Origin of the sequence: Microcoleus sp. B3-A4, from assembly GCF_036705385.1 — a bacterium.
Classification (GTDB): Bacteria; Cyanobacteriota; Cyanobacteriia; order Cyanobacteriales; family Microcoleaceae; genus Microcoleus.
Genome location: NZ_JAUBUI010000015.1, coordinates 39999 through 55548, shown reverse-complemented (window position 1 = coordinate 55548; position 15550 = coordinate 39999). Strand labels below are relative to the sequence as shown.

14 protein-coding genes and 1 pseudogene are annotated in these 15550 nt (G+C 46.5%); 2 read left to right on the top strand and 13 right to left on the bottom strand.

The window, feature by feature from the left end; translation table 11 throughout:
- Window positions 1-69: 69 nt before the first annotated feature.
- The 5 genes from aroQ to glyA all read right to left on the bottom strand — a co-directional run bounded on the left by aroQ (window position 70) and on the right by glyA (window position 5222).
- Window positions 70-510: a type II 3-dehydroquinate dehydratase gene (gene aroQ / locus QUB33_RS09485; RefSeq protein WP_138920973.1), complete on the bottom strand. Its 441-nt coding sequence runs from the start codon at window positions 508-510 to the stop codon at window positions 70-72.
- A gap of 119 nt (window positions 511-629) precedes the next feature.
- Complete coding sequence (locus QUB33_RS09480; protein ID WP_333349742.1) at window positions 630-767, bottom strand: hypothetical protein; 138 nt, start codon at window positions 765-767, stop codon at window positions 630-632.
- 299 nt (window positions 768-1066) lie between these two features.
- Window positions 1067-2323 carry a competence/damage-inducible protein A gene (locus QUB33_RS09475; RefSeq protein ID WP_333349740.1) on the bottom strand — a complete coding sequence of 419 codons (1257 nt, stop codon included), beginning with the start codon at window positions 2321-2323 and terminating at the stop codon, window positions 1067-1069.
- 104 nt (window positions 2324-2427) lie between these two features.
- Entirely contained in the window at window positions 2428-3483 is a 1056-nt protein-coding gene (locus QUB33_RS09470; RefSeq protein ID WP_333349738.1) for an MraY family glycosyltransferase, read from the bottom strand.
- Window positions 3484-3938: 455 nt separating this feature from the next.
- Window positions 3939-5222, bottom strand: coding sequence for a serine hydroxymethyltransferase (gene glyA / locus QUB33_RS09465; protein ID WP_333349736.1), 1284 nt, complete (start codon window positions 5220-5222; stop codon window positions 3939-3941).
- Between the two features lie 168 nt (window positions 5223-5390).
- Here glyA and QUB33_RS09460 point away from each other — a divergent pair, with 168 nt between their 5' ends.
- Window positions 5391-5588, top strand: a complete 198-nt coding sequence (locus QUB33_RS09460; protein ID WP_006631916.1) for a hypothetical protein — start codon at window positions 5391-5393, stop codon at window positions 5586-5588.
- Between the two features lie 142 nt (window positions 5589-5730).
- Window positions 5731-6204 carry a Tic20 family protein gene (locus tag QUB33_RS09455; RefSeq protein ID WP_190663120.1) on the top strand — a complete coding sequence of 158 codons (474 nt, stop codon included), beginning with the start codon at window positions 5731-5733 and terminating at the stop codon, window positions 6202-6204.
- Between the two features lie 87 nt (window positions 6205-6291).
- Here QUB33_RS09455 and QUB33_RS09450 read toward each other — a convergent pair whose 3' ends face one another.
- From QUB33_RS09450 to QUB33_RS09410, 8 genes and pseudogenes are all read right to left on the bottom strand, one after another.
- Window positions 6292-7071, bottom strand: a complete 780-nt coding sequence (locus QUB33_RS09450) for a fumarylacetoacetate hydrolase family protein (protein ID WP_333349734.1) — start codon at window positions 7069-7071, stop codon at window positions 6292-6294.
- A gap of 102 nt (window positions 7072-7173) precedes the next feature.
- The gene (locus QUB33_RS09445) at window positions 7174-7848 is read right to left on the bottom strand and encodes a 5-formyltetrahydrofolate cyclo-ligase (RefSeq protein ID WP_333349732.1); all 675 of its coding nucleotides are present in this window, start codon (window positions 7846-7848) and stop codon (window positions 7174-7176) included.
- 152 nt (window positions 7849-8000) lie between these two features.
- Window positions 8001-9213: pseudogene (locus QUB33_RS29645) on the bottom strand (transposase).
- A gap of 143 nt (window positions 9214-9356) precedes the next feature.
- On the bottom strand, window positions 9357-9584 hold the full coding sequence (locus QUB33_RS09430; RefSeq protein ID WP_333349726.1) for a hypothetical protein: 228 nt from the start codon (window positions 9582-9584) through the stop codon (window positions 9357-9359).
- Between the two features lie 669 nt (window positions 9585-10253).
- Window positions 10254-11198 (bottom strand): GDP-L-fucose synthase, encoded by a 945-nt coding sequence (locus QUB33_RS09425; protein WP_333349724.1) that lies wholly within the window; start codon window positions 11196-11198, stop codon window positions 10254-10256.
- Between the two features lie 605 nt (window positions 11199-11803).
- Window positions 11804-12835: a GDP-mannose 4,6-dehydratase gene (gene gmd / locus QUB33_RS09420; protein WP_333349722.1), complete on the bottom strand. Its 1032-nt coding sequence runs from the start codon at window positions 12833-12835 to the stop codon at window positions 11804-11806.
- Window positions 12836-13291: 456 nt separating this feature from the next.
- Window positions 13292-14023: a sugar transferase gene (locus QUB33_RS09415; protein ID WP_333349720.1), complete on the bottom strand. Its 732-nt coding sequence runs from the start codon at window positions 14021-14023 to the stop codon at window positions 13292-13294.
- Window positions 14024-14266: 243 nt separating this feature from the next.
- Window positions 14267-15433 carry a glycosyltransferase gene (locus QUB33_RS09410; protein WP_333349718.1) on the bottom strand — a complete coding sequence of 389 codons (1167 nt, stop codon included), beginning with the start codon at window positions 15431-15433 and terminating at the stop codon, window positions 14267-14269.
- Window positions 15434-15550: the final 117 nt, after the last annotated feature.

Below are 15550 nucleotides of genomic sequence, written 5' to 3'. Positions count from 1 at the left end.
CCCAAACATATAAGGGCTGGTTTTCTATCTAAAACCTGCCCTCATCCGATCGCTACAATCGGTAAATTTTTAATTTTTAATCAAGTAACTAACTAGAGCTTGCAACCCCAGCCGATAACTTTCTGAGCCAAAACCGCTGATTTGCCCGATCGCCACCGCTGCGATAAACGAGTGATGCCGAAAAGCTTCCCGTCGGTAAATATTGCTCAGATGAACTTCTACCGCAGGGATATTCACTGCGGCGATCGCGTCTCTAATTGCCACACTCGTATGAGTATAAGCTCCAGCATTAATCAATAAGCCTTGGTGCTGCCCTAACATCGAGTGAATTGCATCCACCAAGACCCCTTCATGATTCGACTGCTGAATAGAGACTTGCACCTGGAGGGCTTGCGCTTCTCGTTCTAGCAACTTGTTGATATCATTTAAAGTCGCAGAACCATAAACTCCAGGTTCTCGCTGACCCAATAGATTCAGATTAGGGCCGTGAAGTACCAGGATATTTAACAATTTTAAAATTTCCAGCGCAACAAAAATTATGAGAGTTTTGACTTGGGATTTACAACCAATCTGTAACCTCAAAGCTCAAACCTCAAACCTGAAACCTCAAACTTCAAATCCAGTCAGGACTACCGACGATTCCTCGGTTGGTTGACAGGAATACGAATCGGTTCGAGTTCCGGTTCAGGTTCGGGACTCAGCAGTCCTTCTATCAGCTTGCGAACCCATTCTTTAATTTGTTCCAGTACCTTTTCAAGGTCTTCCATTGAACGGATAGCTCCTTTTTTTATAGTCTAGATTGCTAAACCGACGGCTAAATATCTGAAAATAAGCAAGCACGACTTTGAAACCAAAGGTCAAACTTGCTTTCTCGCTTGCTGGTTATTTTGAGCAATGGAGAGAGTCAGTATATTGGCCAATCAGTCCTATCTTATTATCATAACGAATCTTTACAGATAATCAATAGGCCAGCGGAATATTGCCGAACTATCTCGGAGTATAGAGTGTTAAATAAAGCTTAAGTTTACGGTTGAGTGTTGACAATTGACCAATCGTGGGATTTTTTCTACGCTTTGGCCAACAATAATTTACGCCGGAGCCGATCGAGCGCGGTACAGCTACTCAGATTCCGAATCCAATCGCGCCCTCTGGCATCGCCAAAGCGGTATTCAAAACTTTCTGCGTCGCCGTACGGCCCTGCTAAACCGACATAAACCAGTCCGACAGGTTTAGCATCTGTGCCACCTCCGGGTCCGGCGATGCCTGTAATGCTCAATCCCCAATTGGTATTGAGGCTGGCGCGCACTCCCGCAGCCATTTGTTTTGCCACTTGGTGGCTGACTGCCCCAAAGTCGGCTAAATCTTGCGGATTAACACCTAATAATCCTTCCTTAACCCGATTGTCGTAAGAAATAATCCCGCCTAAAAAGTAGGAAGAACTGCCGGGAACACCAGTCAGCATCGCCCCCAATCCTCCTCCCGTGCAGGATTCAGCCACGCTAAGAGTTTGCCCCGCATCCAGCAACAATTGGCCGACAGTCGAAGCGAGGGTATCGCTATCAGCACCGTAACAGTCTAAGCCGGCAATTTGCCGCAATTGTTGTTCGATCGGCTCAATCAAGTTTTTCGCAGCCACCGACGACTCCGCGCGGGCCGAAATCCGCAGTTTGACTTCGCCGTGATTGGCGTAGGGAGCCACAGTAGGATTAGTTAAATTCAGAAAACTCTCTACTTTTTCCGCCAAGGCCGACTCAGCAATCCCCCAAAATTTCAATGTGCGGCTGTAAATAGTTGCGCTGCACCAGCCGTTATTTTGCAGGTAAGGAACGGCGGTTTCTCGCCACATCAATTGCAATTCCGCCGGTACGCCGGGAAATGTCATTAGTGTCACGTTAGAAATCGGCTGCCAAATAATGCCCGGTGCAGAACCGCTGCGGTTTGGCAGAATGTCCGCACCTTCTGGAATTAAAGCTTGTTTGCGATTGCTGGGACTCATTGTGCGTCCCCGCTGGGCAAATTTGTATTCGATATCTGCGATAATTTCCGGCTTTTCGATGAGGGGAACCCCAAAAAAATCGGCGATCGTTTCGACTGTCAGATCGTCTGGTGTGGGGCCCAGGCCTCCGGTGAAGAGCAAAAGCTGCGATCGGCTGACAGCGATTTCTAACACTTGTTTGATGCGTTCTGGATTGTCCCCCACCACTGTTTGATAGTAGTGAGGGATTCCCAGACTCGCTAATTCTTTGGCTAAGAACTGGGCATTGCTATTAAGAATATCGCCTAACAGCAATTCAGTGCCAACACAAATAATTTCAGCAACCATTCAATTTTAGATTTTAGATTTTGGATTTTAGATTGGAGAATTAATTGGGGAATGATAACAGTCAACAGTCAACAGTCAACAGTCAACAGTCAACAGTCAACTAACTATCGAGCGTGTCTCCAAACTTTCCAGCTAGCATATCCCAGCAAACTTGTTGCACCCATAGCGTAAATTACGCCGCTAGGAAGCGAAAAAGCTAGGGCTAAACTTCCTACCCACAGTGTCAATGAGTAAATAAATAAAACCGCAAATCGATGGGATAGTCCGGCTTGTAGAAGTCGGTGGTGGAGATGGCGCTTGTCAGCAATAAACGGTGACTTGCCGTTGCGAAGTCGATCGAGAATCACCGCCGACATATCTAAAATCGGTACAGCTAAAATTAAATATGGCAGCAACACAGAAGTAACAGCCGTAGTTTTAACTAACCCAATTACTCCCACTCCAGCGAGAGTAAACCCGATAAAATAAGCCCCGCCATCTCCCATAAAGATTTGAGCCGGATTGAAGTTGTAGCGCAGAAATCCCAAGGCACCGCCAGCTAAAGCCGCTGCAATCAGGGCCGCCGCCGGTTGGTGCATCGCCAGACTGACAATCAGCATCACAACTGCTGCAATCCCTGAAACTCCGGCAGCTAAACCGTCTAAACCATCAATCCAGTTGATGGCGTTGGCCATGCCGACGAGCCAAATCACGGTAATTGGCAAGCTCAACCAGCCAATATTAGTAAGTCCCAAGGAGGGAACTGTGAGAAACTCAATTTGTACGCCTGCCATCCAAACGATGCTGGATACGCCAATTTGCATGAGCAAGCGTTTTAATGCCGAGAGCGAAAATAGGTCGTCTGCTAAACCGATGAGGAAGAATCCGATGCCGCCGAGGGTGACTCCCCAAATTTCGTATTCGTCTTTGGGATTGAGAACTTGTCCGTTAGCATCGATGAAGCCTCCTGAGAGCCAGACAAATAAGAGGGCAGTGATAGTGCCGAGAAAGATGGACACTCCTCCCAGGCGCACCATAGGGCGCTTGTGGACTTTTCGCTCGCCTGGCCGATCGACTCGCCCGCTTTTGAGACCAATTTTTTTGACTATTGGCGTACTCCAGAGGACGACGATCGCAGAAATCAGAAAAGCTACTACGTGGTACAGATACTGTTGCGGCATCTGAAATCAATTTTAAATAGTGCGGGGCAATTAGGCTGTCAGGCAGAGTCTACTACATTTCAGATGGCTTATAACAAGGAAACATCTTGAAGAGCGACTGGGGGTTTGGGAGGCGGAGATTTGCCGGAGTGGCAGTTGCCGTGGCGCGAATTGTGAGGTTTTTAATTGATAACTCTCGAATTGACGATTTGAAATATCGACTCTTTCGCGATCGAAAGAGTCGATATTTGGCAAGCGGGCCCAGTTGAGCGGTATTTTTCACAACCGACAAATACCGTTAGTCAAACCAGCCCCGCCCGACAAATATCTTTACTAAAAACCGTATTGGCGATCGATATTTTTTGGTGAAAACCGCTTTTCAATATCGCTACCGGCAACTCTCAATCTTTTCCTGCTCTTTTACCCTTTTACCCGTACACTTCCAACTACCAATTCCCCATTGCCGATCAGGAAAATTAAGCTAATGCCGGCACTTTCAAGTACAAGTGGGGATATAAGGGGAAGCGATCGCACAGTGCCGCTACTCGTCGCAGGCATTCGGCCGCGACGCTTTCATCATCTGGATTTAGCAGGCGATCGGCGATAATATTGCCAATCTCGGTAAATTCTGGTGTTCCCATACCCCTGGTGGTCATCGCCGGCGAACCGAGTCTCAAACCGCTGGTGACAAAGGGCGATGCCGGATCGAAAGGCACGGTATTTTTATTAGCAGTAATATTCACACCGCTGACTAATTGGTCCGCTCGCTTGCCTGTCATGTTTACCGATCGCAAATCAACTAGCATTAAATGATTGTCCGTGCCGCCGGAAACGAGTTTTAAACCCCGCTGCTGCAACTGTGCAGCTAAAGCCCGCGCATTTTCAATTACTTGACCCGAATAAGTTTTAAATTCAGGCTTTAATGCTTCGCCAAAAGCTACTGCTTTGCCCGCAATGACGTGTTCTAAGGGCCCACCTTGAGTGCCGGGGAAAACTGCTTTGTCAAACTTTTTACCTAATTCCGGGTCATTGGTCATAATCAAGCCGCCACGGGGGCCCCGCAGGGTTTTGTGAGTGGTGGTGGTGACTGCGTGACAGTGGGGGAGGGGGTTGGGGTGGTGCCCTGTGGCGACTAACCCGGCGATGTGGGCGATGTCGGCGAGCAGGTAGGCTCCAATTTCATCGGCGATCGCTCTAAACTTTTCAAAGTCAATAATTCGCGAATATGCTGAATAGCCGCAAATTAGCAATTTCGGTCGGTTTTCTTTGGCAAGTGCCAAAATTTCGTCGTAGTCTAGCTGTTCTGTTTCTTGGCTGACGCCGTAGTGAAAAGCTTTGAACCATTTGCCGGATACGTTGACCGGCGAACCGTGGGTCAAGTGTCCGCCGTGGGACAAATCCATGCCCATAATTCCGTCTCCGGGTTCCAGCAAGCTCAAAAATACTGCAAAGTTGGCTTGAGCGCCGGAGTGGGGCTGGACGTTGGCGTGAGCTGCTCCAAAGAGCTGTTTGGCGCGGTCGATCGCAATTTGCTCGATGCCGTCAATAAATTCGCAGCCGCCGTAGTAGCGTTTCGTTGGCAATCCTTCGGCGTATTTATTGGTCAGCACTGAGCCTTGAGCTGCCATTACCGCTGCGGAGGTAAAGTTTTCGCTGGCGATGAGTTCTAGGTGGTCTCGCTGCCGCTGGAGCTCTTGCCCGATTAAATCGGCAATTAGCGGATCGGTTTTGGAAAGGAATTCTAAGTTAGTGTCCGTCACAATAATCAACCTCTTGACAAATTTGGGATTGGGAATTGGGGATCTTATACGGTACTACGGATTTCGCACGATTGACATAAATATTACGTTGTGTTCAGGTTAAGCCGTTTGTCCCCAACTCCTGACATACAATGAAACTACTGGTGTGAAACCTGTCGGAGGTATCAAATGTTAGTCATTTTAATGGAAAATCAGATGCTTGCTCCTCAGTGTGTTTGCCAAAGTTGTTTGCTGGCCGATCGCACAGGCCAACCGCGCTGGAGCGGTGGAGAGCTTCGCTGTGGCCATCCAGTTGCTAAACCTACGGAAAATTTGCCTGATCGGTACGAGTGTCAAATGGGCTTCGTCATTGCCAATATTAAATAAGAAAGCCTGCCGTTGGTAGTTGAGGCTGCTCCCCGCTGAGTGAAAAGCAAGTTCCGGCAGAGTCGAAACACAAACCCTGCTGCTGCGTTATCCTGAGTTTAATGGAATTAATAGTTAATCGATCGACTCAGGAGAGTTCATTATGACTTGGCGCGGGTCTACAACTGTTCGAGACCGGATTTTTGCTTCTTTGCCTTATTTGCTCCCGTTGGTTGACGGGCTTGCCTTTGGCAGGTTTCTGTTTCAACAGTTTCCTGTCCTGCAACTGTTGTTGATACCGCTAGCTCCATTGATGCAAATTTATAGTTTGCCCTTTGCTAGCTTGATTATCTTCTTTGCCCTGTATTTAGGAGTAGTTAGAAACGAAAACATCAGTCACTTCATTCGTTTTAATGCGATGCAGGCGATTCTTTTAGACATTGTTTTGATGCTGTGCGGCCTGGTTTTGCCGATTTTTTCTAACGGCGTCCAAGTCGCATTTATTGCGGAAACTCTTTATAACATGGTGTTTTTGGGCGCTTTTGCTGCATTTGTCTATGCAGTCGTGCAGTCGCTTTTGGGACGCTATGCAGAGATTCCTCCGCTTTCGGATGCTGTTTATATGCAGGTACGTTAGTCAATTGGCAGTTGGCTGTTGACAGTTGACAGTTGACAGTTCGCAGTTGTTAGTTGTTAGTTGTTGGTGATAATGACCAATTACCAATTACCCATTACTAATAACTACTGTATTTTCAAGACTGCCGATGCCTTCAATTTCGATGCGGACTCGATCGCCTATTTGTAGCGGCCCTACTCCTTGCGGCGTTCCAGTCAGTATCACATCGCCCGGAATTAGGGTCATTATTTGACTGATGTAGGAGACGAGAAAGTCTGGGGAAAATACCATGCGATCGATCTGGGATGACTGTACCGGTCGCTCGCTCTCATTGATAAAAGTCTGCAATTGTGCAGCAGGACTCAGTTCGCGGACAATCCAAGGCCCCAAGGGACAAAAAGTATCGAACCCTTTGGCCCTGGCCCACTGGTTGTCCCGCTTTTGCAAATCTCTGGCTGTTACGTCGTTGGCGATCGTATAGCCCCAAATTTTGCTGTGTGCTTGTTCGGGAGTGCAGTTGGTACAATATTCGCCAATTACCAGGGCCAATTCTCCCTCGTAGTCTACCCTTTCCGACTGCTGCGGATAGCGAATCGCTGCACCTGCAGGGATGACAGCACTCGGAGGCTTGAAAAACAGCAGGGGTTCTTCCGGTACTGGGGTTCCCATCTCGGCGGCGTGATCGACATAATTTTTGCCTACGGCTACAATTTTTGAGGGAGAGCACGGGGCCAGAATTTGGTAAGTATCTGGTGAAAGTTCCAAATCGGTTGGTTGTCCTTTTAACCAGGGCGGTGCATCAAATACTTGAACGCTGTGACTGAGTTGCAGTAAACCGTAATGGATGTGTCCTTGTGTTGTTTTTACTCGAACGTAGCGCTGAGCCATAGTATTTTAGATTTTAGGTGTTAGATTCTAGATTCAAAAAGACTTGTGCAAGTCCTAAATAGAATATATATAAACATGGATCTAGGGATAATTTCTGAAAATTTATTGCTCGATCGACCTTCTTGATTTTTGCTGTACGATTGTCCAATCGCTTTCTGTGCAAATTCCGTGCAGCGGTTTATCCCAGGAGTCAACTGGTAGTTGGGCGATCAAGGCAAATTCAAAGATAATGCCGATCGCAACTTTTGATTCCCACTCAGCTAAACTGAGCATTCGATCGTAATAGCCACCGCCGTAGCCCAAGCGATAGCCGCGAACATCGCAGCCTACTGAGGGTACGAGCATTAAATCTACTTCTGAGTGGTCTATTTTAGGAGCATCCGGCAGGGGTTCTAGTATGCCATAAGCTCCAGTATGTAAAGCATCTCCGGGCTGCCAGATGTGCCAGGATAGCTCTTTACCGACACAGCGGGGAAATCCCCATTTTTTAGGGGTGGGAATGGCATTTGTGGGACAGGCATCTTGCCTGTCTCCAAAATTGAGCAGCCAAGATGCCTCCTCCACAGAAGATGTAAATAGGGGGCTTAAATCGGGTTCTTGGCGACAACTGAAGTAGGCGAGGATTGTTTTTGCTTGGGTGAATAAGGGCGACTTTTGCAGATGATTGCAGATGCGATCGCTCTTTTGTCTCCATTCTTGTGCTGATAGGGATTTGCGGGTGTTGAGGAGCGATTTTCTTAATTCTGTTTTAGTTAATGAAGGTTCAGCAGTATTCATATTTTCGATCGAATCTCTCGTTTGACTTCCAGTCAGACAGGGGTTTTAAACCCCTGTCTCACAGCGAAAGTCCTCTAAAAGAGGACTACCATTAATTGCATTTTCATCACATTCTGTAGTCGGTTTTAACTGAGATCTTGCACCATTCTCAATTAGCCATACTGCCAACCACTAACAGTGATGTCAAAACCCTGCTGACGAGCTAAACTCTGGGTGCGATCGATATTAATTAACAGCCCCAAAACTACTAGAGATGCCAACAAAGTTTCTCTCGCCAGTAGCGCCGCCTCTCCCCAATCTGGCAAGGTAGTTTTTCCCGATGCTAGATATGCCCAGAAGGCGAGAAAGTAGGCAATAAAAGATAATACTAGCCAGCGATAAACTCCCAATAAAGTGCTTTGTCCAAACCGATGCAAACCAAACCGATGTTTCACAGTTTTAAAGAATCCTTCAATCTGCCAACGTCTTCTACCGAGTCGAGTAATGTAGACAGCAGATAAAGGTTTTGTCGAAATTACAAAGCGTTTTTCGAGACTGCCATCATCCCGTTTGAGCCAATACCAAGACAGGGTGACGGGAAAGTTTAATCCTTGCAGCACTACTTGCTGACCCCTTTGCAGTCCTTGGTTTACCTGCCGCGCATCTGCCAACCTCCGATCGCTCCTAATCCCAAAAATACCACTTGTACGTGGTTGTTTTTTTACCCATTTGAGCATTTCTATACTGCCAAATGCGCTATCACCTAATACTCTGATTTCATAATGTGCTGTTAAGGTTTTTGGCAGAGTTTTTAGCAATCTTTGACCGAGTTTTATTGGCGCCAACTCTCCCTTGCCCCGATAGACTCGGAACCCCCAGGGGACTCGACTTCTTCCCACAAGTATGTAGAGGACTAACAGGTGCAATCATCGTTTACCATTATATAGCAAGTCTATTTGAGTTGTGAATGTAGAACAACCTGAAACGTTTGTGATAATTGAATCCATTGTTTACAAATCAAATGGTTTTGCTATAGACTCTAATTAGTTTCCCTAACCCTGAGAACTTACCAATTTTTTCGAGGGTGGTCATATCCAAAATTACCGTCAAAATTGGTCGCCTCCCAACCCCTGTTTCGGCTTTGACTTGCCTGATAATTTCGGTTCGCACAACTCGAATTACTGCCCGCACTGACCATTGGTAATGATTGAGGAACCGACTAATCGCGCTGGCACTTACTGTTTGAGAGTGCTGAGGTAAACTTTGTCCTGTTGCTTCTAGAAATAGACCTAGCAAGGCTCGCAGACTTTTTTGTTAATATTTGCTTGGCATTAAATCCATCAATGTATAGACTAATGCTTGAGGGTAATTAAGGATGGTTAACATTAACTTGTCACATTGTTTATACGTCTTTTTTTTCACATTTTGGCACAAAATGCAAGGGCTAATTGAGAATGGTGCAATATCTCAGTTTTAACCGACTTTAGCTTTGAGGCAGGGGTTGAAACCCCTGCCGGACTCGGAAAGTATCAACCAACTGGATTTGATATTACATATTGTCTCACCACAGGACAAACGCTGAATAGCGTTTCATTCTCCTGTTCTTCTATTTCAACTAACGATCGCCTCCCCAAAGATTGCAGCCCGTTGAATAACTCGGAGGACGATAAATCGGCATCTTGTAGCAATTGCTCTATTGAAACTGGATTTACTTCGCGGCTGAGTCGGGAGATTAGTTTTTTCTCTAATTCTGACAAGCGATTTATCTGCCCATGCAAGTTTAATGCTAATTCTTCCCCTAAGAATAGCTTATCATATTTTAAATTACGTAACCCTACCTCGGAATATTTCCTGAATGGTGGTGGCGACTATTTTCAACCACAATGGATTGCCTCAGTAGGCGTTAATTAGGTTTTTCCATTTTTCGGAATTGAGTAACCTTTTATGTCGGAAAATTTCGGTAGCGGCTACACCTATGCCTTTGAGTTGTAAGCTCCGAACTGGTGAGTTTTCACCTGTTAAGGCAGTAATTTCTCTGGGAGGTCCCCAACTGTTGAGGATTAAGCAACTGTTGTGGGTTGTTTCTCCAATTTGTCTGAATAGGATGCTGTAATTTTCGCATTCGGGGCGATAATTTCCTGGTAAAAGTAATTTTTGCCGGAGAACGTGCTCCTGATGCCGATCGATCGGTATGATTTCTTAGTTCCCCTCTGGGACGACAAGAGGCAAGTGTAATAGCGGTTTCAACTGCCAACTATTGTCAGTGAATTTTTACCCGAATTTGTATAATTTCTTAGTGCCAGAAGGCGGACTGGTTTGTGTAGGATAGGTGGCAAGGGCCGACTATTATAAATGAGGTTTCTAACCCGCATTTAGTATTATTCCTAAAAAAAACCGGTTTCTTCAAGAAACCGGGTTCTTCAAACTCAAACTGCGTGTTTTCGATACCACTCAATCGTATTTTTCAACCCTTCCTTAAACTTCACCTCCGCAACAAAACCAAACTTTTCCTTAGCCCTTGCCGTATCCAAACAGCGGCGCGGCTGACCGTTCGGTTTGTCTGTTTCCCAAACAATTTCACCCTCAAATCCCATCAATTCGCAAATCGTTTCCACTAAATCGCGAATTTTAACTTCGCTATTCGTTCCCAAATTAACCGGGTCAGATTCACTGTAATCTTGCGTTGCCATCACAATTCCTCGGGCGGCATCTGTGGAATACAAAAACTCGCGGCTAGGGCTGCCGTCGCCCCAAACTGGCAGTGTTTTGTCTCCCCTTTCTTGGGCTTCGTAGACTTTGCGAATTAATGCGGGGATGACGTGGGAACTTTTCGGGTCAAAGTTATCTTCCGGACCGTACAGATTTACTGGTAGCAAGTAGATACCGTTGAATCCGTATTGCTGGCGGTAGGATTGCAGTTGCACTAATAAGGCTTTTTTGGCAATTCCGTAAGGTGCGTTAGTTACCTCTGGATAGCCGTTCCACAGGTCGTCTTCTTTGAAAGGAACTGGGGTCAAGTTGGGATAAGCGCAAATCGTGCCGACGCAGACAAATTTTTCGACTCCTGCTTCGTAGGTGGCGTGGATTAGTTGCGCGCCCATCATCAAATTGTCGTAAAATAATTCAGCTGGTTTGACTAGGTTTAAACCGATACCGCCGACGTGGGCGGCGAGGTGAATGATGATATCTTGTTGGTCGGCGGCGCGCTTGCAGTTTTCCATGACGCGGAGGTCGCAGTCGCGTGATCGAGTCACCGAAATTTTATCAGCATCGGCCCCTGCTTTCACTAGCTGGTCGATTACCTGACGGCCCAAGAAACCGGCGCCGCCCGTGACTAGAATGCGTTTGCTGCTTAAATCCAAGCTTGTCATAAATTTAGCCTCGGGATTTTGAATAAGGGTCGATCGACAATTTCAATTCTCAAATTCTTGCTTTAGCAAAAAAAGCCTCCAGCTACAGGACGCGGTTGCCCACAAATCTGTTTTAGCTGCTGCTGATAGGGACTGCTCCGTGCACACCCGAAAGTTAGATTTATTAGTAGGGAGTCCTCAACTATCATTTTAATGTTTTTATTAGCCCGCACCTCCGAAAATTTTGGGAGCAATTAAGCGGGCTCTTTGAATGCCGAGCGCGCTAATATAGCGGTTCTCACACGTGGTGAGGTAAGTAGGTAGGCGGGATTAAACCGAATAATGTAACAGTATGTAAATAGGCTTAAGTCAGCCAGTAAAGAGCATTTGGACACTTTACATCGTTTACATAGTTGCGTTTGAAAGCGCCGACTTACTTATAGAGGCGAGTCCTATGCCCTATGAGCACCTCATGTTACTGAGAAAGGCTATAGCTGTAAGAATCCTCTGATCAGTTATGAACTGTGTGCAGGGGCAATCCCCCCGGTGCGCGCCTTTCGCCAATCGGGGCAGACACGGGGCACTACCCCTACAAATTGTTCGCACTGACCGCTTTGTTTAGGGGCTTAATCAAATCCGTTGCCAGAACCCCGACCTTGCTGGTCTAAAGCTTTGATGTCAGCATCTACCATTAAATGTACTAGCTCCTGAAAAGTTACAGAAGGTTCCCAATTTAATTGCTGGCGCGCCTTAGTCGAATCGCCTATCAACAGTTCGACTTCTGCCGGCCGCAAGTAGCGTTCGTCAAACTCCACATATTTTTGCCAATCTAAATTGACGTACGTAAAAGCCAAATCGAGAAATTCCTTAATGGAATGGGTTTCGTTGGTAGCAATGACATAATCGTCAGGCTTGTCTTGTTGCAGCATCAGCCACATCGCCCGCACGTAGTCTTTAGCATAGCCCCAGTCCCGCTTAGAATCGAGATTGCCCAAGTAAAGTTTTTTCTGCTTGCCCGCAACAATTCGGGCAACAGCGCGAGTAATTTTGCGGGTTACAAAAGTTTCGCCCCGGCGGGGAGATTCGTGATTGAACAAGATGCCGTTGCAGGCAAAAAGTCCGTAAGATTCCCGATAATTTATTGTTTGCCAGTGCCCGTAAACTTTGGCGCAGGCGTAAGGGCTTCTGGGATAAAAAGGAGTTGTTTCCTTCTGCGGAACTTCCTGCACCAAACCAAACATTTCCGAAGAACCTGCTTGATAGAACCGCACTTCTATGCCGGTGCGGTGCTGATAGTCCCGAACTGCTTCTAGCAGCCGCAATACTCCCATCCCTACGGCGTCAACCGTATATTCCGGCGAGTCAAAACTGACTCGAACGTGAGATTGAGCACCTAAGTTATAAATTTCTACCGGCTGAACTTCTTCCAATATGCGGCGGAGAGTGGTGCCGTCCGTCAAGTCGCCGTAGTGTAGAAACAGGCGTGCACCCTCGCTGTGAGGATCGACATAGATGTGGTCAATTCGATCGGTATTGAAACTAGAACTGCGCCGGATAATGCCGTGAACTTCATATCCTTTCTCTAACAGTAATTCGCTCAAGTAGGAGCCGTCTTGACCTGTAATACCTGTTATTAGCGCTCGCTTACGTTGCGTCATCTGATTTTCCTTTGACAGGCTGTGTTAATTCACAATAAACTTTTTGGCAGAGGCTGTTGCTCCCTGCCGACCGTATTCTCAAACTCTACGTTAACTGCTTTATAAAACTTACTCAAACTTAACTTTAGTTACCTAAAGCCAGTTGAAGTTTACTTCCTACGCTGTTGGGTAGTGGGCTATCCCAAGATAAGTAGGCTATCCCCCTTAAGCCAAAGGTTATAGAGTTAAGTTTAACACCTAAACCTAAAGTAGTCTATCTAGAAGAACTGATCTTTCTAGATGAATAAGAGGTAGGTTTATTTAAGTATTTGCCCCTTTAGTTAAGCTCACAATTCTTCGATCGGCATCCAGGAACTGTTTAGTTTTGACAAAGAGTTTGTCGCTGATTGTCAGTAGTCAGCATCAGTGGTCAGTAACAAATAAAACTAACTACCGATTGCTGACTGCGGACAAAAATTAATATGCGCCGTTATTTTTGGGAAAAATCACAACTCCAATTGTTTTGAAAACAATCCACATATCCATCCAAAGGTTTTTGTCATTTGCGTAATAGAGGTCGATTTGGACTCGGCGGGGATAGGGAATGTCGTTGCGACCAGACACTTGCCACAAGCCTGTAATTCCAGGTCTTATGGTGAGAATTTTGTTGATGTGACGGCCGTATCTCGGCAGTTCTTCTTCAACTAAAGGTCGGGGTCCGACGACACTCATATCTCCTTTTAAAACATTCCAAAACTGGGGAAACTCGTCTAAACTGGTCATTCGTAAAAATCTTCCAATCCAGGTAATTCGAGGGTCTTGTTTTAGCTTGAAATTGTCCTCAAACTCTTGACGCAAATGCGGAGAATTTTCCATGATTTCCAGCAATATATCGTCCGCATTTTCCACCATCGTTCTGAATTTAAGGCAATAAAACCTTTTACGGTTTTTGCCTACTCGTTCCTGTACGTAAAAAATAGGACCGGGCGAGCTTAAGGCGATTAAGAAAGCCAAAAGCAGGTAAACCGGAGCAAACAGGATCAGAACCGATAAGGAAAACAGGATGTCAAATAACCGCTTGAAAAGTTCTCCGTCGAGGTTCTGTAGAGAACGACTTATGCGTCTATCTCCTTGCAGGACAGACCCAAAACCGCGTTTTGCGATCGCTCGAATTACCTTGCCGGAGATTAGTTGGCTGTCGGCAGTCATCTTACTCCTTCACTTCACACCACACACAGTCCTGATCATAAAGCCTCAAGACGCTTTGTTCTCTGAATTATGTTTCCAATACTCAATTTTCTGCCTTCTGAAGGCTTCAAAAGGCAGAAGGAAGAAGGAAGAGGGCTTCTGGCGACAGAAGGAAAAAGGCACAAGGCACTTATGCAGAGGTCTTCTGAAGGCACTTATACAAAGGCAGAAGGAAGATTGTCCCGCTATCGGGTTCTGGCACTCTCAAGCCCCAGACTCGGTAAAATCACGGGAGTGAAATTCCTGATAGCAGCGTTCCACAAAAGCTAGATAGCGCTGCCCAAAAACTTCGGGGCCAAACTGTTCAGCGCGCAACCTGCTGATTTCTGGCCGAAATTTGCCCTGCAACTGCTCAAATTCCTTGACAGCTTCGACTAATGCTGCTGCGGTTTGGAAGGAAAAAAATAAACCAGTCCCTGTGTCTGGGTGTTGGCGAATGTCGAGCACTGTCTCCAAAGCGCCCCCTGCTGCATAGGAAATTACTGGTGTTCCGCAAGCTTGAGCCTCTACCAAAGCTATGCCAAAATCTTCGCAAGCTGCATAGACAAAGGCTTTCGCCTCTGCCATGTACTTTTCCACTATGGAGGCGGGCTGCCAGCCGAGCACTTGCACGTTGGGTTTGGCGATTTGCCGAATCATTTCTAATTCTGGCCCGGTGCCGATGACAATTAGAGTATGCCCGAGTTGATTGAATGCTTGGACGATCGCACTTACGTTTTTGTAACTTACTAACCGACAAACTGTGACGTAAAAGTCCTGTTTTTGTCGCATCAAGGAAAATCGCTCGATATTTACCGGCGGATAAATCACCTGGGCCCGCCGCCGATAGCACCGCCAAATTCGGCGCGCAGTGTGTTGAGAGTTAGCGATGAAATAATCAACACGATTGGCCGCAATTACGTCCCACTGCCGCAGTCGATGCAACAAATATCGCGTCAGCAGACCCTGGATGCCCCGTCCGGCTTTGCTGCTACGCAAATAGTCAAAAGTTAAGTCCCAAGCGTAGCGCATGGGAGTGTGGCAGTAGCAGACGTGCAGTTGCTGGGGACTGGTGAGGATGCCTTTGGCGACGGCATGGGATGATGAGAGGATGATGTCGTATTCTCGCAGATCTAGTTGTTCGATCGCGATCGGCAGAAATGGCAGATATTTTTGGACACCGCTGCGGGCCTTGGGAAAGTGCTGCAAAAATGTTGTGCCAATCTGTCGCCCAAAAAGATAGCTTTGGGGATTGGCCGATTCAAAGTCGATGAGGGCATAGACATCTGCCTCGTCTACGTGTTTGAGGATTTCCTGTACTACGAGTTCTGAACCGCCAGTAGCTAAGGGCGTCAACCATTCGTGAACTAGGGCGTATTTGAGTTTTTTCACTTGTATTTGTAGCCGATCAAACGATTTGTTAGCGCCAGTGCTGTCAATATTAGTCTTACTGAGGGATAACTTACGCAATATCGGGCCATCAACCAGGTTTCTATGTAAGTATTTAGC

Excerpts from the sequence above, each read along its gene's own strand:
- QUB33_RS09470 (WP_333349738.1), bottom strand. The coding sequence starts at position 3,483 with ATGCCGCAACAGTATCTGTACCACGTAGTAGCTTTTCTGATTTCTGCG.
- QUB33_RS09475 (WP_333349740.1), bottom strand. The coding sequence starts at position 2,323 with ATGGTTGCTGAAATTATTTGTGTTGGCACTGAATTGCTGTTAGGCGAT.
- gmd (WP_333349722.1), bottom strand. The coding sequence starts at position 12,835 with ATGACGCAACGTAAGCGAGCGCTAATAACAGGTATTACAGGTCAAGAC.
- QUB33_RS09480 (WP_333349742.1), bottom strand. The coding sequence starts at position 767 with ATGGAAGACCTTGAAAAGGTACTGGAACAAATTAAAGAATGGGTTCGC.
- QUB33_RS09445 (WP_333349732.1), bottom strand. The coding sequence starts at position 7,848 with ATGAATACTGCTGAACCTTCATTAACTAAAACAGAATTAAGAAAATCG.
- QUB33_RS09450 (WP_333349734.1), bottom strand. The coding sequence starts at position 7,071 with ATGGCTCAGCGCTACGTTCGAGTAAAAACAACACAAGGACACATCCAT.
- QUB33_RS09460 (WP_006631916.1), top strand. The coding sequence starts at position 5,391 with ATGTTAGTCATTTTAATGGAAAATCAGATGCTTGCTCCTCAGTGTGTT.
- QUB33_RS09425 (WP_333349724.1), bottom strand. The coding sequence starts at position 11,198 with ATGACAAGCTTGGATTTAAGCAGCAAACGCATTCTAGTCACGGGCGGC.
- QUB33_RS09415 (WP_333349720.1), bottom strand. The coding sequence starts at position 14,023 with ATGACTGCCGACAGCCAACTAATCTCCGGCAAGGTAATTCGAGCGATC.
- QUB33_RS09455 (WP_190663120.1), top strand. The coding sequence starts at position 5,731 with ATGACTTGGCGCGGGTCTACAACTGTTCGAGACCGGATTTTTGCTTCT.